Source organism: Salinimonas lutimaris, assembly GCF_005222225.1.
Taxonomy (GTDB): domain Bacteria; phylum Pseudomonadota; class Gammaproteobacteria; order Enterobacterales; family Alteromonadaceae; genus Alteromonas; species Alteromonas lutimaris.
In genome coordinates this window covers 3,775,473-3,792,678 of record NZ_CP036536.1, presented here as the reverse complement: position 1 = coordinate 3,792,678, position 17,206 = coordinate 3,775,473, and the positions used below count along the sequence as shown (strand labels likewise).

Here is a 17,206-nt window from a genome sequence, read left to right as displayed (position 1 = left end):
TCGTTAGTCTCTGAAACTCACGGGAGCAAAGCGGATCATGTCCCCGGAGGAGATGTTGAGGGCGGCAGCGGCCTGGCGTGAAATCACGGCAACCTGCTGTTCCTCACTGACTGTCATTTCGGTGGCCACAGCCCGGAAGTCTTTAACCGATGTATTAATCATGTAGTGACTACGACCCCGGGCCGCCGTTTGATCGTCAATGGTCACTGGTAGTTTGCGACTGGCCTGCGCTGTACGGATATGGCTCAGATTGGCCTCAACGGTTGGCCCGGCATCAAAAATATCCACATAACCGCGGTTACTGAAGCCTTCTTCCTGCAGCAGCTGCAAGGCCGGACGTGTTTTGGTATGAACCTGACCAATCACCGCCTGGGCTTCTTTACTGAGCAAGTTGACGTAAATCGGATATTTAGGCATCAACTCGGCAATAAAGACCTTATTGCCAATACCCGTCAGGTAATCAGCGGTAGGAAAGTCCATGGAGAAAAAATGGTCTTCGAGCCACTCCCAGAACGGAGAACGGCCGTTTTCATCGCTCACACCACGCATTTCAGCAATGATCGTCTCAGAGAAGCGCTCGCGGTGCTCCATCATAAACAGGAAGCGGACTTTAGATAAAAACCGGCCGTTGATGCCACCGCGGGCCTGCTCGCGTAAAAACAGCGTGCAAATTTCGGTAACCCCGGTGTAGTCGTTACAGAACGTCAGAATATCCACAGTATTGTGAATATCCAGCTCGCGGGAAGCATGCACGACCTTGCCAAGATGATAATGATAAAAAGCATCATCCATGCCCACGGCCGCTTCAATACCCGAAGTACCGACCACCTGACCGGTGGTCGCATCTTCCATAACAAATAAATAGCCTTCGTTACCTGGCTTGGTGACCGCAGCGGCAAAGCCGGCTTCAGCGCGCTCAATTTTGTTCTTTAGCAGATCTTCGTTGACCGGCAAAGAGGTAAAACCAATGCCGGACTCCTCAGCGATTTCCAGCAGTGCCGGATAATCGCTGTGCCTGATAGGGCGAATAATATTCATGTTCGCTGACTCAATTTCGGTGAGTTTATGCGTTAACAACGGCTGCTACAGCCCGCTCAAAGCGTGCCAGACCTTCTTTGATATCTTCGTCCGGAATAACCAGTGAAGGAGCAAATCGCACCACGTTGACACCGGCTACCAGCACCATCAGTTTTTCATTTGCTGATGCAACCAGGAAGTCACGGGCACGGCCGGCAAATTGCTCGTTAAGTGCGCAACCTAACAGCATGCCTTTACCGCGAATTTCACTGAAAACATTATATTTATCATTAATTTTGCCCAGCAGTTCACGATACAGCGCTTCTTTGGCTTCTACACCGCCCAGCACTTCAGGAGTATTAACAATATCCAGGGCTTTTTCTGCAATGGCGCAGGCCAGCGGGTTACCGCCATAGGTACTCCCGTGGGTGCCCGGCTTAAGATGTGCTGCAATGGCTTCGGTGGTCAGCATGGCGCCAATCGGGAAACCACCGCCCAGTGATTTTGCGGTGGTCAGAATGTCTGGCGTAACGCCCAGACCCATGTAGGCATAAAGCTGACCAGTACGGCCTACACCAGACTGTACTTCATCAAAAATAAGCAGAGCGTTGTGCTTATCACACAGCTCACGCACACCTTTTACAAAGTCCGGGTCAGGCGAAATAATCCCGCCTTCACCCTGCAGGGGCTCCATCATAACTGCACAGGTTTTATCTGAAATCAGTTGTTCAAACGCTGCCAAATCGTTGTAATCACAGTGCTCAACCGCACCTGGCTTTGGACCAAAACCATCCGAATAGGCTGCCTGACCGCCCACAGTCACGGTGAAGAAAGTCCGGCCGTGGAAACCTTTGTTAAAGGCAATAATCTGGTTTTTGTCTTCGCCGTAGTTATCCAGGGCAAAACGACGGGCCAGCTTCAGTGCTGCTTCGTTGGCTTCTGCACCTGAATTGGCAAAATAAACCCGCTCAGAGAACGTGGCATCGTTAAGTTTTTTGGCCAGGCGCAGGGCCGGCTCATTGGTAAATACGTTACTTAAGTGCCACAGCTTGTTGCCCTGTTCAGTCAGCGCACCGACCAGCTCAGGATGACAATGACCCAGCACATTTACAGCAATACCGCCGGCAAAGTCGATGTACTCAGCGCCGTCCTGGTCCCAGACCCGAGAACCTTCACCACGAACAGGAACCATTCCTGCCGGGTTGTAGTTAGGAACCATTACTTCATCAAACGTTGCTCGAGTTACATTCATAGGTCATTACCTCTAAATTTGGCACCCAGCAGGCGGTAATAGCCGGCCTGAACGGGCACAATAAGAAAATGAATAGGTGCAGTAGTATGCCACTAATAGGTGTAAATGTCTTGTTGTGGAAGTGCTCAAGCCCTTATTTTTAAAGGCCTTTGGCTTAATTTGCAGGAAAAGTGAATAACTATTTAGCAACCAGTTTAACAACTTAATTACGTAAGCGGCTGCCGCTGAGATAAACAATCATGCGCCGCAATGGCAGGCCTGTAACGCCATCAGGCTGCATGATTATCCATAAAAATTTAATGTGGGTCAGTGTCAAATGTCAGTGGTAAGGAAAAAATGTCGACTGTTTTGAGCTTATCCAGCGCGCCCCGGGCAAAATGCTGCCCCCGCAATTGTTGTCTGACTTCGTCTTTATCAATACACCGGGTATGGTGAAGCATGCGCACCCGGGTATACACCCGAGCCTGCTGAATCAGCCGGGCCAGCGGGTCGGTCACAGGAGCGGTCGGGTGACTCAACTGGGCCATGGCGTTGGTCACCGGCAGACGCTGAAAGACCATAAAATCAAACAGAGTGGCGGTCAGTTTATCGGCAAATTCTTCCTGCAATGCAATCAGATAGTTTGCCTGAGGCCGTATTTTAGTCAGTGCTTCATGAACATCCGGCTGCCGTTGCTTTTCTGCTTCTTCAAGCATCTGACGGTGCAGGGTTTCAAAGGTTTTAAAATACTGACGGGTTACCGCACAGCGGCCCAGGGTGGACAATATCCCCAGGGTAAAGGCACTGGCAGGATGGCAGTCTGACATCGGGGCCAGGGTTCGGGCGGTGACTGCCACACCATAGGCAAACTGCTGGGTTTTGATCTTTATCTGTGGAAAGGGGTCAGTAATTTGCGGCATGGCACGCTTTAGCACAAAGGCCGGTAGCAGCATGCGCAGGTTTTCAATACCCAGAAAGCTCAGTGCTGTACGCAGGGTCTCAACCGGAATCACTCTACCCCGTGAATCCCGCCGGCGGAATTTAGGGGTGTTAACAATATGCAGAAGTTCATCAAACAGCCAGGGCGCACTGGCAACCACTGGTTCCAGTCGTGATACCGAAGCAGCACGGGTCGACAGAACATCCAGCATCTCAGGAATATTGTCGGTGAGTCCCAGGGTTTTGGCATACAGATGGGGAATATCGGCGGTATAAGATTCGATATCCTGCAGAATCATGCTGTGTAACTGTTCGCTGATTCGGCCGATAAACGAGGCTTCGGATTCGGCCTGGCGACGCTTTTGGGCTATCGCGGCTTTTTCCACGCCCAGCAGCCGGCGACGACTGAAGTTTTGTTCTGATTCTTCAAAGGCCACTTCACCGGGACGGCGTTTACCCATTTGCCCAGCTAACAAATCCGGACAGACCAGCAAGCTGTCGAAACGCTCTTCAACAGAAGGAGGTGACATTCTGGTGGTGGTGGTCATCGCGGCGATATTCATAGACCTGTGCTTTCCTTGTCCGGCCGCGATAGAAGCTGCGCAGGCTACTGACATATATTAATACCGAAGTTGTCCAAATATATTAGATAATATCGGCACAAAAATAAAATCTTTAAGCCTTAGATGAGCGCTACCTGGGGCAAGGTGCAGCGGGTAAAGCGGGCAAGCATGGCGTGGCCATGTTCGGTCAGCAGCGACTCCGGATGAAACTGAATTCCATAGATGGGCAGTGTACGATGTGACATCGCCATGATTTCACGGTAACCATCGGGCTCTTCGCACCAGGCGTCGACCTGAAACTGCGCCGGCAGGGTTTGCGGTGCAATGACCAGAGAATGATAACGGGTAGCATTAAACTGCTCAGGCAAACCGGTAAACAGTCCCTGATGATTGTGCTGCACCACCGATACCTTGCCATGACGGATCTGTCGGGCGCCGGTCACGGTGCCGCCATATACCTGACCAATCGCCTGATGCCCAAGACAAACCCCCAGCAGCGGAATACGCCCCGCCACATGGGAAATGGCCGCCAGGCTGATGCCGGCCTCATTAGGGGTGCAGGGGCCGGGGGAGATCACCACCCGGTCAGGTGCCATGTTGTCAATATCATCTAAGGTTAATGCGTTATTGCGCACTACCTCCACGGTTTCACCCAGTTCAACAAAGTACCGGGCGAGATTGTGGGTGAACGAGTCGAAGTTATCTATCAGCAGCAGCACAGGCGTTCTGACTTAAGGTTTTTTGATAAAACCGATGGTTTCGTACACTTTTTCCAGTGTGACAGCCGCTTTGGCTGACGCTTTCTCCGCACCGCTTTTCATCACTTCATCCAGATAGGCTCGATCATCACGCAGGGCTTTGTACTTTTCCTGAATCGGTTCAATCAGGGCCACGACGGCCTCAGCCACATCCCCTTTCAGGTGGCCATACATTTTGTCTTCATATTCAGGCACCAGTGAATCAATCGATTTATTGGTGGCCAGCGACAGCAGGGTCAGCAGGTTAGACACTCCGGCTTTTTCTTCCGGATCAAAATAAATACGGGCCTGCTCGTCAGAGTCGGTAACCGCACTTTTGATTTTTTTGGTGATTTTCTTCGGATCTTCCAGCAAACCGATATAGTTCTTCGGATTGGTGTCTGACTTGGACATCTTACGATCCGGCTCCTGCAGGCTCATAATACGAGCGCCAAATTCGGGAATATACGGGTCTGGCAGGGTGAACATATCGCCGTACAGGTTATTCATTCGGGTGGCAATGTTACGGGTCAGTTCCAGATGCTGCTTCTGATCTTCACCCACCGGCACCTTGTCTGCCTGATACAAAAGAATGTCGGCGGCCTGCAAAACCGGATAGGCATACAGTCCCACATTAATATTGTTTTCGTTTTTGGCTGACTTGTCCTTGAACTGAGTCATCCGGTTTAGCTCACCCATCTGGGTATAACAGTTCAGCACCCAGGACAGCTGGGCATGTTCGGGCACATGCGACTGCACAAACAAGGTGCTTTTTTTCGGGTCAATGCCGCAGGCTAAATACAGCGCCAGACCATCAAGACAGGCGTTATACAGTTTTTCAGGTTCTTGTCTGACCGTGATGGCATGCTGATCAACCAGCATATAAAGGCAGTCGTAGTCAGTTTGCATGGAAACCCACTGTTTTAATGCGCCCATATAATTGCCAAGGGTTAGCTGGCCTGAAGGTTGGCAGCCACTTAAAACAATTGGTTTATTGCTCATAAAAAAATCCTGAAAAGTCGTAAATAATTATGCGTTAACCTGCGCCAGCTCGGCGCGCATCTGGTCGATAACCGTTTTATAGTCGGGTTGATTGAAAATGGCCGAACCCGCAACAAACATGTCGGCGCCGGCTTCTGCAACGGAGCGAATGTTATCCACTTTTACGCCACCGTCAATTTCTACGCGGATATTTCTTCCGCTTTGTGCCACCCGCTGTTTGACCTGACGCAGTTTATCATAGGTTGTGGGCAGAAACTGCTGTCCGCCAAACCCCGGGTTGACCGACATGATCAGAATATGATGCAGCTTATCCATTACGTGATCCAGGTAATGCAGCGGCGTGGCCGGATTAAATACCAGACCGGGTTTGCAGCCGGCATCAATGATAAGTTGTAGCGAGCGGTCAACATGCTCAGACGCCTCGGGGTGAAAGCTGATATAACTGGCCCCCGCCTGGGCAAACATATCAATCATGCTATCGACCGGCTTCACCATCAGGTGAACATCAATTGGTGCGGTAACGCCATGTTTTCGCAGCGCTTCACATACCATGGGGCCAATGGTCAGGTTTGGCACATAGTGATTGTCCATAACATCAAAATGTACAATATCAGCGCCAGCTTCCAGTACTTTATCCACTTCTTCTCCCAGCCGGGCAAAGTCAGCAGACAAGATAGACGGAGCAATAAGAAAATCAGACATAAAACCATCCTGCGTGTCGGGTCTGAACAGCATCAGACGTTATCTGGGTGTTGGGGATGCCCCAACATCGCCAATAAAGAGGCAGCATACCGCATTTTTACTACGCAGGGCAGGCTGACCGACGGATTAAAAAGACGGTTCGCCCTTGACGTCAGAGGGTTTTGGTGAATGTGCCATTATGCGGCATAAGTCTGCACCTGAAACGTGATACTGCTCAAAAATGGTGCAATCTGAAAATCTCGACTATGGTTTTTAAGGGGAGCGAAATGTATCTCGCTAATTACTTAATGCTTATTAAACAGTAAGTTAATAGATTTTTTTGTAAAATTTGAACCGTTTTTATCAATGGGCATCAGTTTTGCGTTAACTGGCCAACAGTTATACGAAAAAAAACACCACCAGAAAAACAATAATAAGACAGAAAACTGTTCAGAGAATTCAAAATAAGTCTACGGAGAAACACACATGAAAAACGTTAAAAAACTGTCTGCTCTGGCGTTAGCAATTGCCACATCCAGCCTGTTAGTCGGCCCTGCCTTTGCAGATGACTTATCTGCTAATGTGAGTGTGACGAATAACTATATCTGGCGTGGTCTGACCCAGACAACCAATGAGCCAGCTGTTCAGGGTGGTATTGATTATTCTCATGACAGCGGTTTTTATGCCGGGACCTGGGCATCGAATGTTCAGTATGGTGCCGATGATGTGTACTCGTACGAACATGATCTGTATTTTGGTTTTGCCGGTGAATCTGGCGATATCAGCTATGATGTCGGCTACCTGTATTACAACTATGATGCAGAAGCCGAATTTGATTTTGCTGAGATTTATGGAACAGTAGGTTATGGTGCGTTCAGTGCCACATTATACCTGCTGGCGCATACCGAAGCCGATGAAGCAGAAGGTCAGGATTTTGGTTTTGGCAAAGCCTCGTACATTTCACTGGATTACGCCACCGAAATTATGAGCGGCACTGAGCTGGGTCTGCACGTAGGTCATCATCAGGGTGACTTTGCTGAAGCATTTAACGGTTTGACCGAAAGTTACAATGACTGGGCGGTTTCACTGTCAAAAGATGGCTTCTCGTTTGCTATCACCGGCACCGATATGGACTCGGATGAGCCTGCGGCTATGGGTGGGTATGACAACGATGAAATTAAGTTTGTGGTATCTTACGGGATTGATATCCAGCTGTAAGTACGGATAACCGAATCAAAAAAAGTCAGGCCCGGCCTGGCTTTTTTGTTTCTGCCGCGATGATCTGCGGATCCGCCATACACATAGATTTTCAGCTTGCCGATTTACACTTTCGTATTATAATAAGGTTAAATTTTATACGGCTGTGATATTTCCATGCACTTACGCGACGTGTTGAAAAAGCATACATTGCGAATGGCTGCTTCCAAAGCGCCGGCTAAACGCTGGGCGCTGTTCGGTAGTGGTGTGAGTGCCGGAATGTATTTGCTGGTAACCCTGGTGTTTACCGGAGCTGAAGCCGGTTGTCCGTCGCTGGCCGAATCGGCAACAGAAGCTCCGGCCGGTCAGCTGCCTGCTGTTCAGTCACTGGCGTCCTGTCAGTCCAAGCCTGAAATTAGCTGGCAGGCCTGGGTGGTTGGCAATTCTCCTTCCTACCAGTTTCACTTCTATGATCTTCTGGAACTACTGTACGGTGGTAATAATGATGGTCAGTTTAATGCCGCACCGAAGGGCACGCGCTAAGCGCTTTACTCCTGTTTTGTCTGGATCACAGCCCGGCTTTTTGTCTATTGTGCTGAGTGTTCTGGCCAGTGCATTTGGTGTGCAGAGTCAGCAAAATTATCAGCGGGATTTCAGTCAGGGTAACCTGGTGGCCTATCTGGTCATCGGTGTACTGTTTGTGGCGTTGCTTGTAGCTGCGCTGGCGATGCTGGTGCTATTTATTACCCGCTATTACGGATAAATCTGGTTTAACAGGACTGGTGCGCGGCGCAAAATAGGCCAGCACTTCGGGCACGGGCTTACGGGTTGCCCCTTTTTGACTGATCGAGCGTTTGACCGACAGGTTGGTAAAATCAGCACCCTGGTACAACTCCCGGATGACCGGAATATCATGATTGGAGATCAGGACTGGAATGTGACGTTTGGCACTTGTTCTTACCGCCAGACGGGCTAATCTGGTCTGCGCATCTATCCCAAAACTGTGGGCGGCATAACTGGTAAACGCTGCTGTTTTACTGATTGGCGCATAGGGCGGATCGCAATATATCACGTTGCCTTTGCGGGCCCGCGAAAACACTTTTTCAAATGGCAGACAGGTAAAGGTAGCACGCTGGGCTTTTTCGGCAAAAACGATCATTTCCTCGGCCGGGAAATACGGTTTTTTATACCGGCCAAAGGGCACATTAAACCGGCCCCCCAGACTGTAACGGCACAGTCCGTTATAACCATGCCGGTTCAGATAAACAAACAAAATGGCCCGATAGTAGGGATCACTGGTTTGATTGAATTCTTCGCGAAGATCATAGTACATGGCTTCACGGTTATATTCAGGCGTGAAAAAACGCTGGGTATCATGAATCACTGCATCAGGCTGAGCCTTCAACAGGTTATACAGGTTGATCAGGTCCGGGTTGATATCGTTAAGCAAATAACGCTTAAAACTGGTATTTAAAAATACCGAACCGGCACCCACAAATGGCTCAATCAGTTTATTGGCCTGTGGTAACCGGGCATTTATGTGCTCTACCAGACTGTACTTACCCCCGGCCCACTTCAAAAAGGCCCGGTTTTTCTTTTGCATCATGCTGATTGAATATTACCTACACGCAGTCTAGACCGCTGTTTACGTGCTGCCAGTTACCCAGGAACTGGTGTGATTTGGAAGTGTAGCGCGAAAAAGTCAGACCAAGCAGACCAACACATTACCCAGTAGAGTGATTGTATCCGGCATCGGTGATCGCGACAACCGGCAAACGTAAAGCGATGACAATATTGTGCTGCTAGCTGCATGATTTGTCCGCACTTTGACCGTGTGGACAAGGCTGTATCAGGCTTTTTTCTCAGCCGGGTGGGATTCCCGTAGGTAATGCGTGTTGCTGGAAATAGTTTGTTCCAGATTATCGCGACCGGCATGCCAGGATTGTGGCGGACGCTGAACACAATTGCGTCCGGCTCCTTTAGCCGCATATAGCGCAGCATCTGCGGTAGTCAGCAGTTCTGATGCATCTTCCAGACGATTGGGGATAAGACAGGCCACGCCAAAGCTGGCCGTTACCGAGAGCATGGTATCACCCTCAAGTAAGATCGGCGAAAAAGCGATAGTTTTACGTATATGTTCGGCTAAATCTGCTGCATCTTCTTCTTCGGTATTGGGCAGTAAAATAGCAAATTCCTCGCCGCCATAGCGGGCAGCCAAATCAGTATGTCGCAGAATATTTCGCTGTAAACAGGACGCCACATGTTTCAGGCACAGATCGCCGGTCACATGGCCGTGGTTATCATTAAATTTTTTGAAGTGGTCAACATCCAGCATAATCAGGCTGATAGATGTACGCTCACGCATGGCCCGCTTAACTTCGGCCCGTAAACGCTGGTCGAGTTCCCGCCGGTTTGCCAGGCCCGACAGTTCATCCATAGTGGCCATTCTTTTGAGGGTCATGTTCTGGCGCACCACCTTGTGTTGCAGATGAATGTTTTCGATCAGCAGCGCAATTACAACCGCCGAAGAAGAGACCACACTCAGCACTCTGGCGGCATACCAGCCATAGCTGAAGCGGGCGCCCGAATAAATAACCACAACGGCTTCACATAACGCGGCCAGCATGGCCAGCGCAAGCCACGAATAAATGGAATTTTCCAGTTTGCCCTTTACCACCACCACAGTCAGCGCCAGCGCGCAGGTAAACATCACAGCCGGACCGTAAATCAGGGACAGCTGGTCTGAAAAATCCCGGCCCTGTGAAATCAGGCTGGGTAATTCAAACCATGACAGTAACGTGGCCGCCATCACAAAGCCGGCAACCGCGAATAAACCGCCGAACAGACCAATAGCCCAGCGCCATGTGTGCCTGGCCCGGATAGGATGACTGCCATCTACCAGCATGGCGGCTGTCACAAGAATAGGAAAACCGATATGCCACGCAATCCACATCCAGGCGGCATCACCGTTGGAGGCAGTAATCAGGGAAAATAAATTCAGACTATCGCTCAGTAATGACACCTGGACCGGGGCCAGAATGGCCACCCACAGGTAAGCCATGCTTAGCGCGGCGAAGGTCAGTAAACCGGTTTGCCGGTAATGGGCAAACAACAAAATGGCAGAGATGATTTCAAGCAAAAATACTGCTGTACCATAAGCACCCAAAAAGCCAGCCGATGGCATGCTGGGTTCCTGTGCAACCAGCAAGGTCCAGCCAGAGCCGGCGAGCACCAGCACAGCCAGTAAAGCCAAAATAGCGTATTGAATTTTACGTGGCCGGGTACTGAGATGCGAATATTTTTGCATAGGCTGACAAGGGCGGGCTTTTAGCCGGACAGAACATGAACAGTTTGCGCAGACGCAGACTTATTTGCTGTCAGGATGAAAACACAATACCGATTAACACTCTATAAATAAAAATTTATATTTCTACTGCAAAATCGTCGGGTTTGATCAACTTTACTGCTACTAAAGTTGTAGATTGCTGCTAATTAAGATGCTGGCAAGCGATGTAGCTACGGAGTCTGATTAAGCTCGCTGATGACCTGCTGCCCTGTTTTCACAAAAGCCTGGTCCTTGCGCGGGTAATCAGGCAGCAGGGCTATGGCGTTACGGGCATCAGAAATGGATGCAAAAGGCTGTTTGAACAGCAGCACAAACCAGTCGCCCCCATACCGCCGAGTCTGATAAATCCAGATTTTATCGTCAAGCTGGTGCTCTGTCACAAACTGGCTAAGAAGCGGATAATCTTTAAGCCCGGCCAGCTGAATCACATAGTCGTCAGCACGCAGCAGCGTCAGTAATTCCTGATTGTCGATGGCATTATCGTCAGCGGCCAGCTCAGGATTACTCGCAGTATTATCCGGGTCTGGCACTTTAGTATTATCTATGGCTGGCTGCGTTACTGCCTGCCCGGATGATGCTGGTGGAGTCTGACGAACCTGCGCCATCAGACTGACGGCCTGCCGATAGTTAATTTCAGGGTAGGCTACATCTGGTGTGTCCCGGGTCTCATTGTCCTGGTCATCATTAATGGCGCGGGGCTCATCACCGGTGGTGGGGGCAGGGGCGGCTTTTTGATGCATTGAACCGATAGCCTCTTTCCAGCTGGTGACCCGCGCATCGGGTGTGGCAGAGGCAGCGGAAGTGTCTGGCTGAGAGATGGTCGTGGCGGGAGACACCTGCGGGATCTCCCGGGCAGGCTGTGTCAGCTGCTGATAGGCTGAGCCGGGGGCGGGCGCAGTGCGTTGCGGACCGGGCTCGGCCGGTTCATCAATAGGGGAAAAAAGTGCACTGATTTCACTGCCATACTGCCAGCTGACCAACGCCGAGAACGACAACATAAATATTATGGCGATGGTGGCCCAGAACCAGCCGGAAGCCAGCCAGTTCTTTGCGTCATACGCTGATTCACTATCTGTCATGGTACGGGCAGCCAGATGCGCGTGAAAAGCATCCCGGCGCTGACTGATAAGACGGTCCAGATCACTGCCCACCTGTTCTGCCATCACCGACTGACTGCTGATTAACAGTGGCGTGTCAGAGTTTTTAGCCGGCAGCCATTGTTTGGCATTTTCGGCCCAGCGAGTCTGGCCGAACAGCAGCACATTAAGATGCTGATGGTTATCTGCCATGCGATTTTGCAGCACCAGGTCCCACAGTTCCTGCAAGAGTTCATCGGGCAGGTGTTCTGCCTGAGTCAGGGTAATGAGCACCGGGCCCGACTGATTATTTAAATCAGCCAGCAGTTCGGTTAACGGGCGCACATAACTTCCCACCTGTTGCCCGAGTAGCTGCTGGCAGAGCTGGCGGCGATAATCACTGGTGGTCATGCCCGGCTGGGCGGTGAGGTAGGCTATTTCGGTTTCGTCATGCTGACGAAAGACAAAGGCTTCAAGGGTTTTTTGTTGCTGGGCCACAGAGTCTCCGCTGACAAAAATCAGCTGAGAAGAAAAGTTAACCAGATATTCTAATCGTTCATGCAATTGTGAGTGCATGCGCGTTCCCTTGAACAGACAGCAGAAGACCAGTGTGGTCTTCTGCCAAATCTATCAGCGCAGTATAGTACGTAACACTGCGTCGCTGACATCCTTGGTCACCACGGCCTTACCGATGCCCTGGGGAAGTACAAAACGGATATTACCCGCTTCCACTTTTTTGTCTCTGCGCATGTGCGTCATGTAGGCATCAAAGGGCATGTCGTCCGGGCCGGTCACCGGCAGGTTAAAGGCTTCCAGTAGGGTCTGTACCCGCTGGGTATCCTGTGCAGTAAACCAGTCAAGCGCTTCGCCCGTTTGACAAGCCATGACCATGCCGGCCGCTACGGCTTCACCGTGTAACCAGACACCATAGCCTTGTTCTGCTTCAATGGCATGTCCAAAGGTATGACCCAGGTTCAGAATAGCCCGTAAACCGCCTTCGCGCTCATCCTGCGCCACCACTTCGGCTTTGATTTCGCAACAGCGCAAAATGGTCTGCTTTAAAATAGCGGTATCCAGTGCACGAAGTGCCCCGGTATTGGCTTCCAGCCAGTCAAAAAACGCAGCATCATAAATAATGCCGTATTTGATGACCTCAGCCATGCCAGCACCAAACTGCCGTGCCGGTAGTGTCGACAGGGTATCCAGATCGATAGCCACCAGAACGGGCTGGTAAAAGGCGCCAATCATGTTTTTACCCAGTGGGTGATTGACGGCAGTTTTACCCCCGACCGAGGAGTCTACCTGAGCCAGCAGTGTTGTCGGAACCTGAATAAACGGCACGCCGCGCTGGTAAGTGGCCGCCACATAGCCGCACAGATCACCAATAACGCCGCCACCCAGTGCAATCAACGTAGTGTCGCGGGCTGCGTTCATCTCCAGCAGTCGGGTCATAATGACTTCATACTGCTCAAGGTTTTTATATTGTTCACCATCCGGTATCTGTATCACTTCTACCTGCTTGTCGCCGCAGGCGGCAATCACTTGCTGCAGGTACAGTGGCGCCAGCGTGTTATTGGTCACAATAACCGCCAGAGGCCCTTTTATGTAGGGCACAAAAAAGCCAGTCTGACTAAGCAGACCGGCTTCTATATGTATCGGATAGCTACGCTCGTTTAAATCCACCGTTAGCGTCGACATGAGCGTACCTCCTTTTTAAAATCAGAACAGGTCGATTTTACTGATAATCTGGTTTGCAACAGCACGAGCAGACTGGTCGTCCGTATCGATGACGTAATCAGCGACTTCTTCGTACAGTGGGTTGCGCATTTCAGCCAGTTCGCGCAGAACTGCTTCGGGTTCACCGCCTTGTTGTAACAGCGGGCGACGCTTGTCGCGCTGAGTACGGGCAACCTGTTTATCAATTGTTGTTTTCAGATAAACCACAATGCCACGCGCAGAAAGACGGTTGCGAACAGCTTTGGTTACGATAGAACCGCCGCCGGTGGCCAGCACAATACCCTGTTTATCGGTCAGATCATTGATAACGCTTTCTTCGCGCTTGCGGAAACCGTCTTCACCTTCCAGATCGAAAATCCAGGTAATGTCAGCACCGGTACGGCGCTCGATTTCCTGATCTGAGTCAAAAAAATCTAGGTGTAGTTCGTCTGCCAAGTGTCTGCCAATCGTGCTTTTACCTGCACCCATTGGGCCAACCAAAAAGATATTACGTTTTTCAGCCATATTTGCTTATATCACAACTTTCATAATGTTAAGGGTAGCGCATTGCCAGCTTTCTAAGCCCACCCATTCATGCGTGCCTACAAACTTGCTTTATAAGCACAACTCCTGGAACCTCGCTTGAATTTCGAGAGCGGGATTATCTCAGTTTCATCCCTGACGATGCAAGTTTTGTTGTCGTTTTAATCGCTGAGTATGTAAATCAATAGGTTAACAGGCGTTAAAAACGAGAAAAGGGCATCGATAGATGCCCTTTTTGTTACGTTAAGGAACTTTACAGCGATTCTGTCACAATCTTGGGCGTAACAAAAATCAGCAATTCCCGTTTCTGATACACCGTATTGGTATTTTTAAATAACCGGCCTACCAGAGGCAAATCGCCAAACAAAGGCACCTTGGAAATATCATTGGTATTGAGCTGCTGAAAAATACCGCCCAGCACCACAGTCTCACCGTTTTCCACCAGAACCTGAGTTTTTATTTCCTGGGTATCGATGGCCACCGCCGGACCAGTGGAGGTTTGAACGGTTTCGCCACGGGTATCCTGCGTCACCACTAAATCCAGAATAACGCGATTGTCCGGGGTAATGTGGGGCGTCACCTTCAAACTGAGTACCGCTTTTTTAAATTCTACTGAGGTCGCGCCTGATGAGGTCGCCTGCACATAAGGAATTTCGGTACCCTGTTCAATATAGGCTTCCTGCTGATTGGCCACGGTAATTCGCGGGCTGGCGATAATTTCACCTTTGTTTTCAGACTCTAAAGCTGACAGTTCCAGGTCTAAAATCGTGCCATCTACCAGGCTGGCCACCTGAAAACCGATGCGCCCAGCCGGGCTGGAAACCGGCAAACTGACGTTCATCCGGTTATCCACATCCGGCACAATCCCCGAGGCCGCGGTGTCTGCGGCATTGGCAGAGCCTGATACGGTAAGGTCGCTTTCCCGGTCGGTTATTCCCCAGCGCACGCCAATTTCTTCGCCTACATTGTCGCGCACCGTGACCATGCGCGACTCAATCAATACTTGCTTAACCGGAATATCCAGTTGCTCGATGGTTTTGCGGGCTTCATCAATAGATGCCTGAGTATCGCGAATCAGCAGGGTATTAGTACGCTCATCCACACTGACCGAGCCACGGTCACTGAGCAGTCCGCCTTCCTGCGTTTTAAGCAGTAGTGCCATTTGTTCGGCTTTTGCATAGTTAACGGTAATATTGGCTGTGGCCAGTGGTGCCAGATCGGAGACCTGCTGCTGAGACTGTAGTTGCTGGGTTTCGCGGGCAGTCAGCTCTTCTGCCGGGGCAACCAGCAGAATGTTGCCTTCCAGACGCTTATCCAGACCTTTAATTTTCAGAATCATTTCCAGCGCCTGATCCCAGGGTACACCGGCCAGCTGAATGGTCACGTTTCCGGTGACGGTGTCGGTAGTCACCAGATTGAAATCATTCACCTGAGCAATAATTTGCAGCACCTGACGAACCGGAACATCCTGAAAATCCAGCGAGATGGGTTTACCAACATACTTAGTCTGGTTGTCCAGCTCTTCCTGCTGGGCTTCGGTCATGGTCTCAATTTCAACCCGCAGACCCTCTTCGGTCAGGCGGTGGCGGGCCATCACGCGGCCTTCATAGTCAATGACAATACGCGAGGCATCATCATCCTGAAAAGTTTCAACACTGGTCACCGCAGTACCAAACTGAGTCACATCCAGCTGTACAAACTGATCATCACCCAGCTTAACGCCCGGCAGTGTAATGGTTAGCTGACCCTGTGCCTCAACCAGTAGCGGACTTTGCGGCTGGGTATTAAACGTGACTTTGGTCACACCGACATTATATTTGGCGCGGGTAAAGCCAATGTCAGTCAGCGTACTGTTAAAGGCTTGCTCTGCTTGCTGGTATGGGTCCAGCAGCACTGGCTCCTGCTGCGCCAGTACCGCAGTGCTGGCCAGTGATAAAGCAACAATTGACTGGCATAACCATGTGCGTGGCCGTAAAAATAGTGTTCCATGTAAAGTCAGATCTTGCTTAGACATTATTATTCTCTCCGGCTGTCCCGTTGAGGGTCAGCGTGGTTTCTTCCCTTTGCCAGCATCCCGCACCATCGGGAAGCAATTGTTCTATTTTAACGGTCTGACGACCAATCTCTTTAACTGTGCCAAAAAACAAACCCACCCGGCTGCCGTGAGTGGCCTTTAACAAATTGCCGTCAGCCGTTTTAAACAGCACATAATGTGTGCCGCGACTTTTAAAACTGCCGGTCAGGGTCAGGGCATCCAGCCCGTATTTTTCCAGCGCTTCCTTAGCCCTGCTGTAATCCGGTTGCAGACAGTTAGTCTGACGCTTGGCCACCAGAGGCTCAGGCCGGTCTGCCGGCCGGGCAAATGGGCTGCGCAGGTCACCGCCGGTATACAGAAAAGCGGGCTGAACGCTAAATTCCGGATAAGGATCTATCTGTACCTGAGTGGTTTGCTTGACCCGGGCAGTATATGCGGTCAGGTCATCCATTTGTGGTGAACAGGCTGCGCACAATGAGGCAATGGCAAGCAGTCCCAGTGTTTTATTCGGTGTCACTGGCTGACTCCTCTACATCGGTCATCGCGGTACGATAGGTTTTGGCCTGTAATTTCAGGTGTAAACGCTCTTCAGTTTGTTCAATCACAAAGTCGTGCAGCGTAACAATACGCGGCAAATCAGCCACTTTAGACACAAAGTGACCAAAATTATGATAGCCGCCACTGACTTCTATTTCGATTGGTAATTCGGTGTAGAACTCTTTTGGTATTTCTTTTTGCCAGTTCAGCAGTTTAAACGTCAGTCCTGAAGAGGTTCCCACATAGGTAATATCATCCAGCAGGCCCGGGGTTTCGTTACTGGTAGGCAGTGAACGCAGCATGGAGGAAAAGTCCTGCTTCAGTTGCGCCAGCTGTTCCTGGTAGGCTTCCAGGTTTACTGCGATGCGGTATTTTGCCTCAAATTGTAATTTCAGCTCGGCTTCCTTGCGCTCGGCTGCATCCCAGACCGGCAGCTTAGGCTGGACGATAAACCAGTAGCTCAGACCGGCCACCATAATAGCTATAAAGATGCCGACGACAATCTTGACTTCCTTTGGCCACACCGCAACCTGTTCAAAGTCCAGTTCGTTAAGTTCTTTAAGCTTGCTTACATCAAATTTCATCG

The 17,206-nt window shown here is 50.4% G+C and carries 17 protein-coding genes; 3 read left to right on the top strand and 14 right to left on the bottom strand.

Annotation, left to right across the window (positions count from 1 at the left end):
- Positions 1–3: 3 nt before the first annotated feature.
- From astA to rpe, 6 genes are all read right to left on the bottom strand, one after another.
- On the bottom strand, positions 4–1,038 hold the full coding sequence (gene astA / locus EZV72_RS16765) for an arginine N-succinyltransferase (protein WP_137168310.1): 1,035 nt from the start codon (positions 1,036–1,038) through the stop codon (positions 4–6).
- A 25-nt stretch (positions 1,039–1,063) separates the two neighbouring features.
- Positions 1,064–2,269: an aspartate aminotransferase family protein gene (locus EZV72_RS16760; protein ID WP_137168309.1), complete on the bottom strand. Its 1,206-nt coding sequence runs from the start codon at positions 2,267–2,269 to the stop codon at positions 1,064–1,066.
- A gap of 296 nt (positions 2,270–2,565) precedes the next feature.
- Complete coding sequence (locus tag EZV72_RS16755) at positions 2,566–3,750, bottom strand: HDOD domain-containing protein (RefSeq protein WP_175405151.1); 1,185 nt, start codon at positions 3,748–3,750, stop codon at positions 2,566–2,568.
- A 119-nt stretch (positions 3,751–3,869) separates the two neighbouring features.
- Entirely contained in the window at positions 3,870–4,469 is a 600-nt protein-coding gene (locus EZV72_RS16750) for an anthranilate synthase component II (RefSeq protein WP_137168307.1), read from the bottom strand.
- A 12-nt stretch (positions 4,470–4,481) separates the two neighbouring features.
- Positions 4,482–5,489 carry a tryptophan--tRNA ligase gene (trpS, locus tag EZV72_RS16745; protein ID WP_137168306.1) on the bottom strand — a complete coding sequence of 336 codons (1,008 nt, stop codon included), beginning with the start codon at positions 5,487–5,489 and terminating at the stop codon, positions 4,482–4,484.
- Positions 5,490–5,516: 27 nt separating this feature from the next.
- Positions 5,517–6,191, bottom strand: a complete 675-nt coding sequence (rpe, locus tag EZV72_RS16740) for a ribulose-phosphate 3-epimerase (protein ID WP_137168305.1) — start codon at positions 6,189–6,191, stop codon at positions 5,517–5,519.
- 465 nt (positions 6,192–6,656) lie between these two features.
- Between rpe and EZV72_RS16735 the strand changes: the two genes are divergently transcribed.
- The 3 genes from EZV72_RS16735 (at position 6,657) to EZV72_RS16725 (ending at position 8,130) form a co-directional block, all read left to right on the top strand.
- Positions 6,657–7,388, top strand: a complete 732-nt coding sequence (locus tag EZV72_RS16735) for a TorF family putative porin (RefSeq protein WP_137168304.1) — start codon at positions 6,657–6,659, stop codon at positions 7,386–7,388.
- A gap of 195 nt (positions 7,389–7,583) precedes the next feature.
- Entirely contained in the window at positions 7,584–7,910 is a 327-nt protein-coding gene (locus EZV72_RS16730) for a hypothetical protein (protein ID WP_137168303.1), read from the top strand.
- Positions 7,870–8,130: a DUF2970 domain-containing protein gene (locus EZV72_RS16725; RefSeq protein WP_232364450.1), complete on the top strand. Its 261-nt coding sequence runs from the start codon at positions 7,870–7,872 to the stop codon at positions 8,128–8,130. The genes EZV72_RS16730 and EZV72_RS16725 overlap by 41 nt, the downstream gene beginning before the upstream one ends.
- Here EZV72_RS16725 and EZV72_RS16720 read toward each other — a convergent pair.
- The 8 genes from EZV72_RS16720 to EZV72_RS16685 all read right to left on the bottom strand — a co-directional run bounded on the left by EZV72_RS16720 (position 8,104) and on the right by EZV72_RS16685 (position 17,204).
- Complete coding sequence (locus EZV72_RS16720) at positions 8,104–8,973, bottom strand: Dam family site-specific DNA-(adenine-N6)-methyltransferase (protein ID WP_137168302.1); 870 nt, start codon at positions 8,971–8,973, stop codon at positions 8,104–8,106. The two genes, EZV72_RS16725 and EZV72_RS16720, sit on opposite strands and share 27 nt — an antisense overlap.
- A 243-nt stretch (positions 8,974–9,216) precedes the next feature.
- A complete protein-coding gene (locus EZV72_RS16715) occupies positions 9,217–10,674 on the bottom strand; it encodes a sensor domain-containing diguanylate cyclase (RefSeq protein WP_137168301.1) in 1,458 nt (485 codons plus the stop codon).
- A 209-nt stretch (positions 10,675–10,883) separates the two neighbouring features.
- Complete coding sequence (locus EZV72_RS16710; protein WP_137168300.1) at positions 10,884–12,365, bottom strand: SPOR domain-containing protein; 1,482 nt, start codon at positions 12,363–12,365, stop codon at positions 10,884–10,886.
- 54 nt (positions 12,366–12,419) lie between these two features.
- Positions 12,420–13,487, bottom strand: coding sequence for a 3-dehydroquinate synthase (gene aroB / locus EZV72_RS16705; protein ID WP_137168299.1), 1,068 nt, complete (start codon positions 13,485–13,487; stop codon positions 12,420–12,422).
- A gap of 21 nt (positions 13,488–13,508) precedes the next feature.
- Positions 13,509–14,030, bottom strand: coding sequence for a shikimate kinase AroK (gene aroK, locus EZV72_RS16700; protein WP_137168298.1), 522 nt, complete (start codon positions 14,028–14,030; stop codon positions 13,509–13,511).
- A 271-nt stretch (positions 14,031–14,301) separates the two neighbouring features.
- Positions 14,302–16,062 carry a type IV pilus secretin PilQ gene (locus EZV72_RS16695; protein ID WP_137168297.1) on the bottom strand — a complete coding sequence of 587 codons (1,761 nt, stop codon included), beginning with the start codon at positions 16,060–16,062 and terminating at the stop codon, positions 14,302–14,304.
- Complete coding sequence (locus EZV72_RS16690; protein WP_232364449.1) at positions 16,055–16,600, bottom strand: pilus assembly protein PilP; 546 nt, start codon at positions 16,598–16,600, stop codon at positions 16,055–16,057. Before EZV72_RS16690 ends, EZV72_RS16695 begins: the two co-directional genes overlap by 8 nt.
- Positions 16,587–17,204: a type IV pilus inner membrane component PilO gene (locus EZV72_RS16685; RefSeq protein WP_137168296.1), complete on the bottom strand. Its 618-nt coding sequence runs from the start codon at positions 17,202–17,204 to the stop codon at positions 16,587–16,589. Before EZV72_RS16685 ends, EZV72_RS16690 begins: the two co-directional genes overlap by 14 nt.
- Between the last annotated feature and the right edge of the window lie 2 nt (positions 17,205–17,206).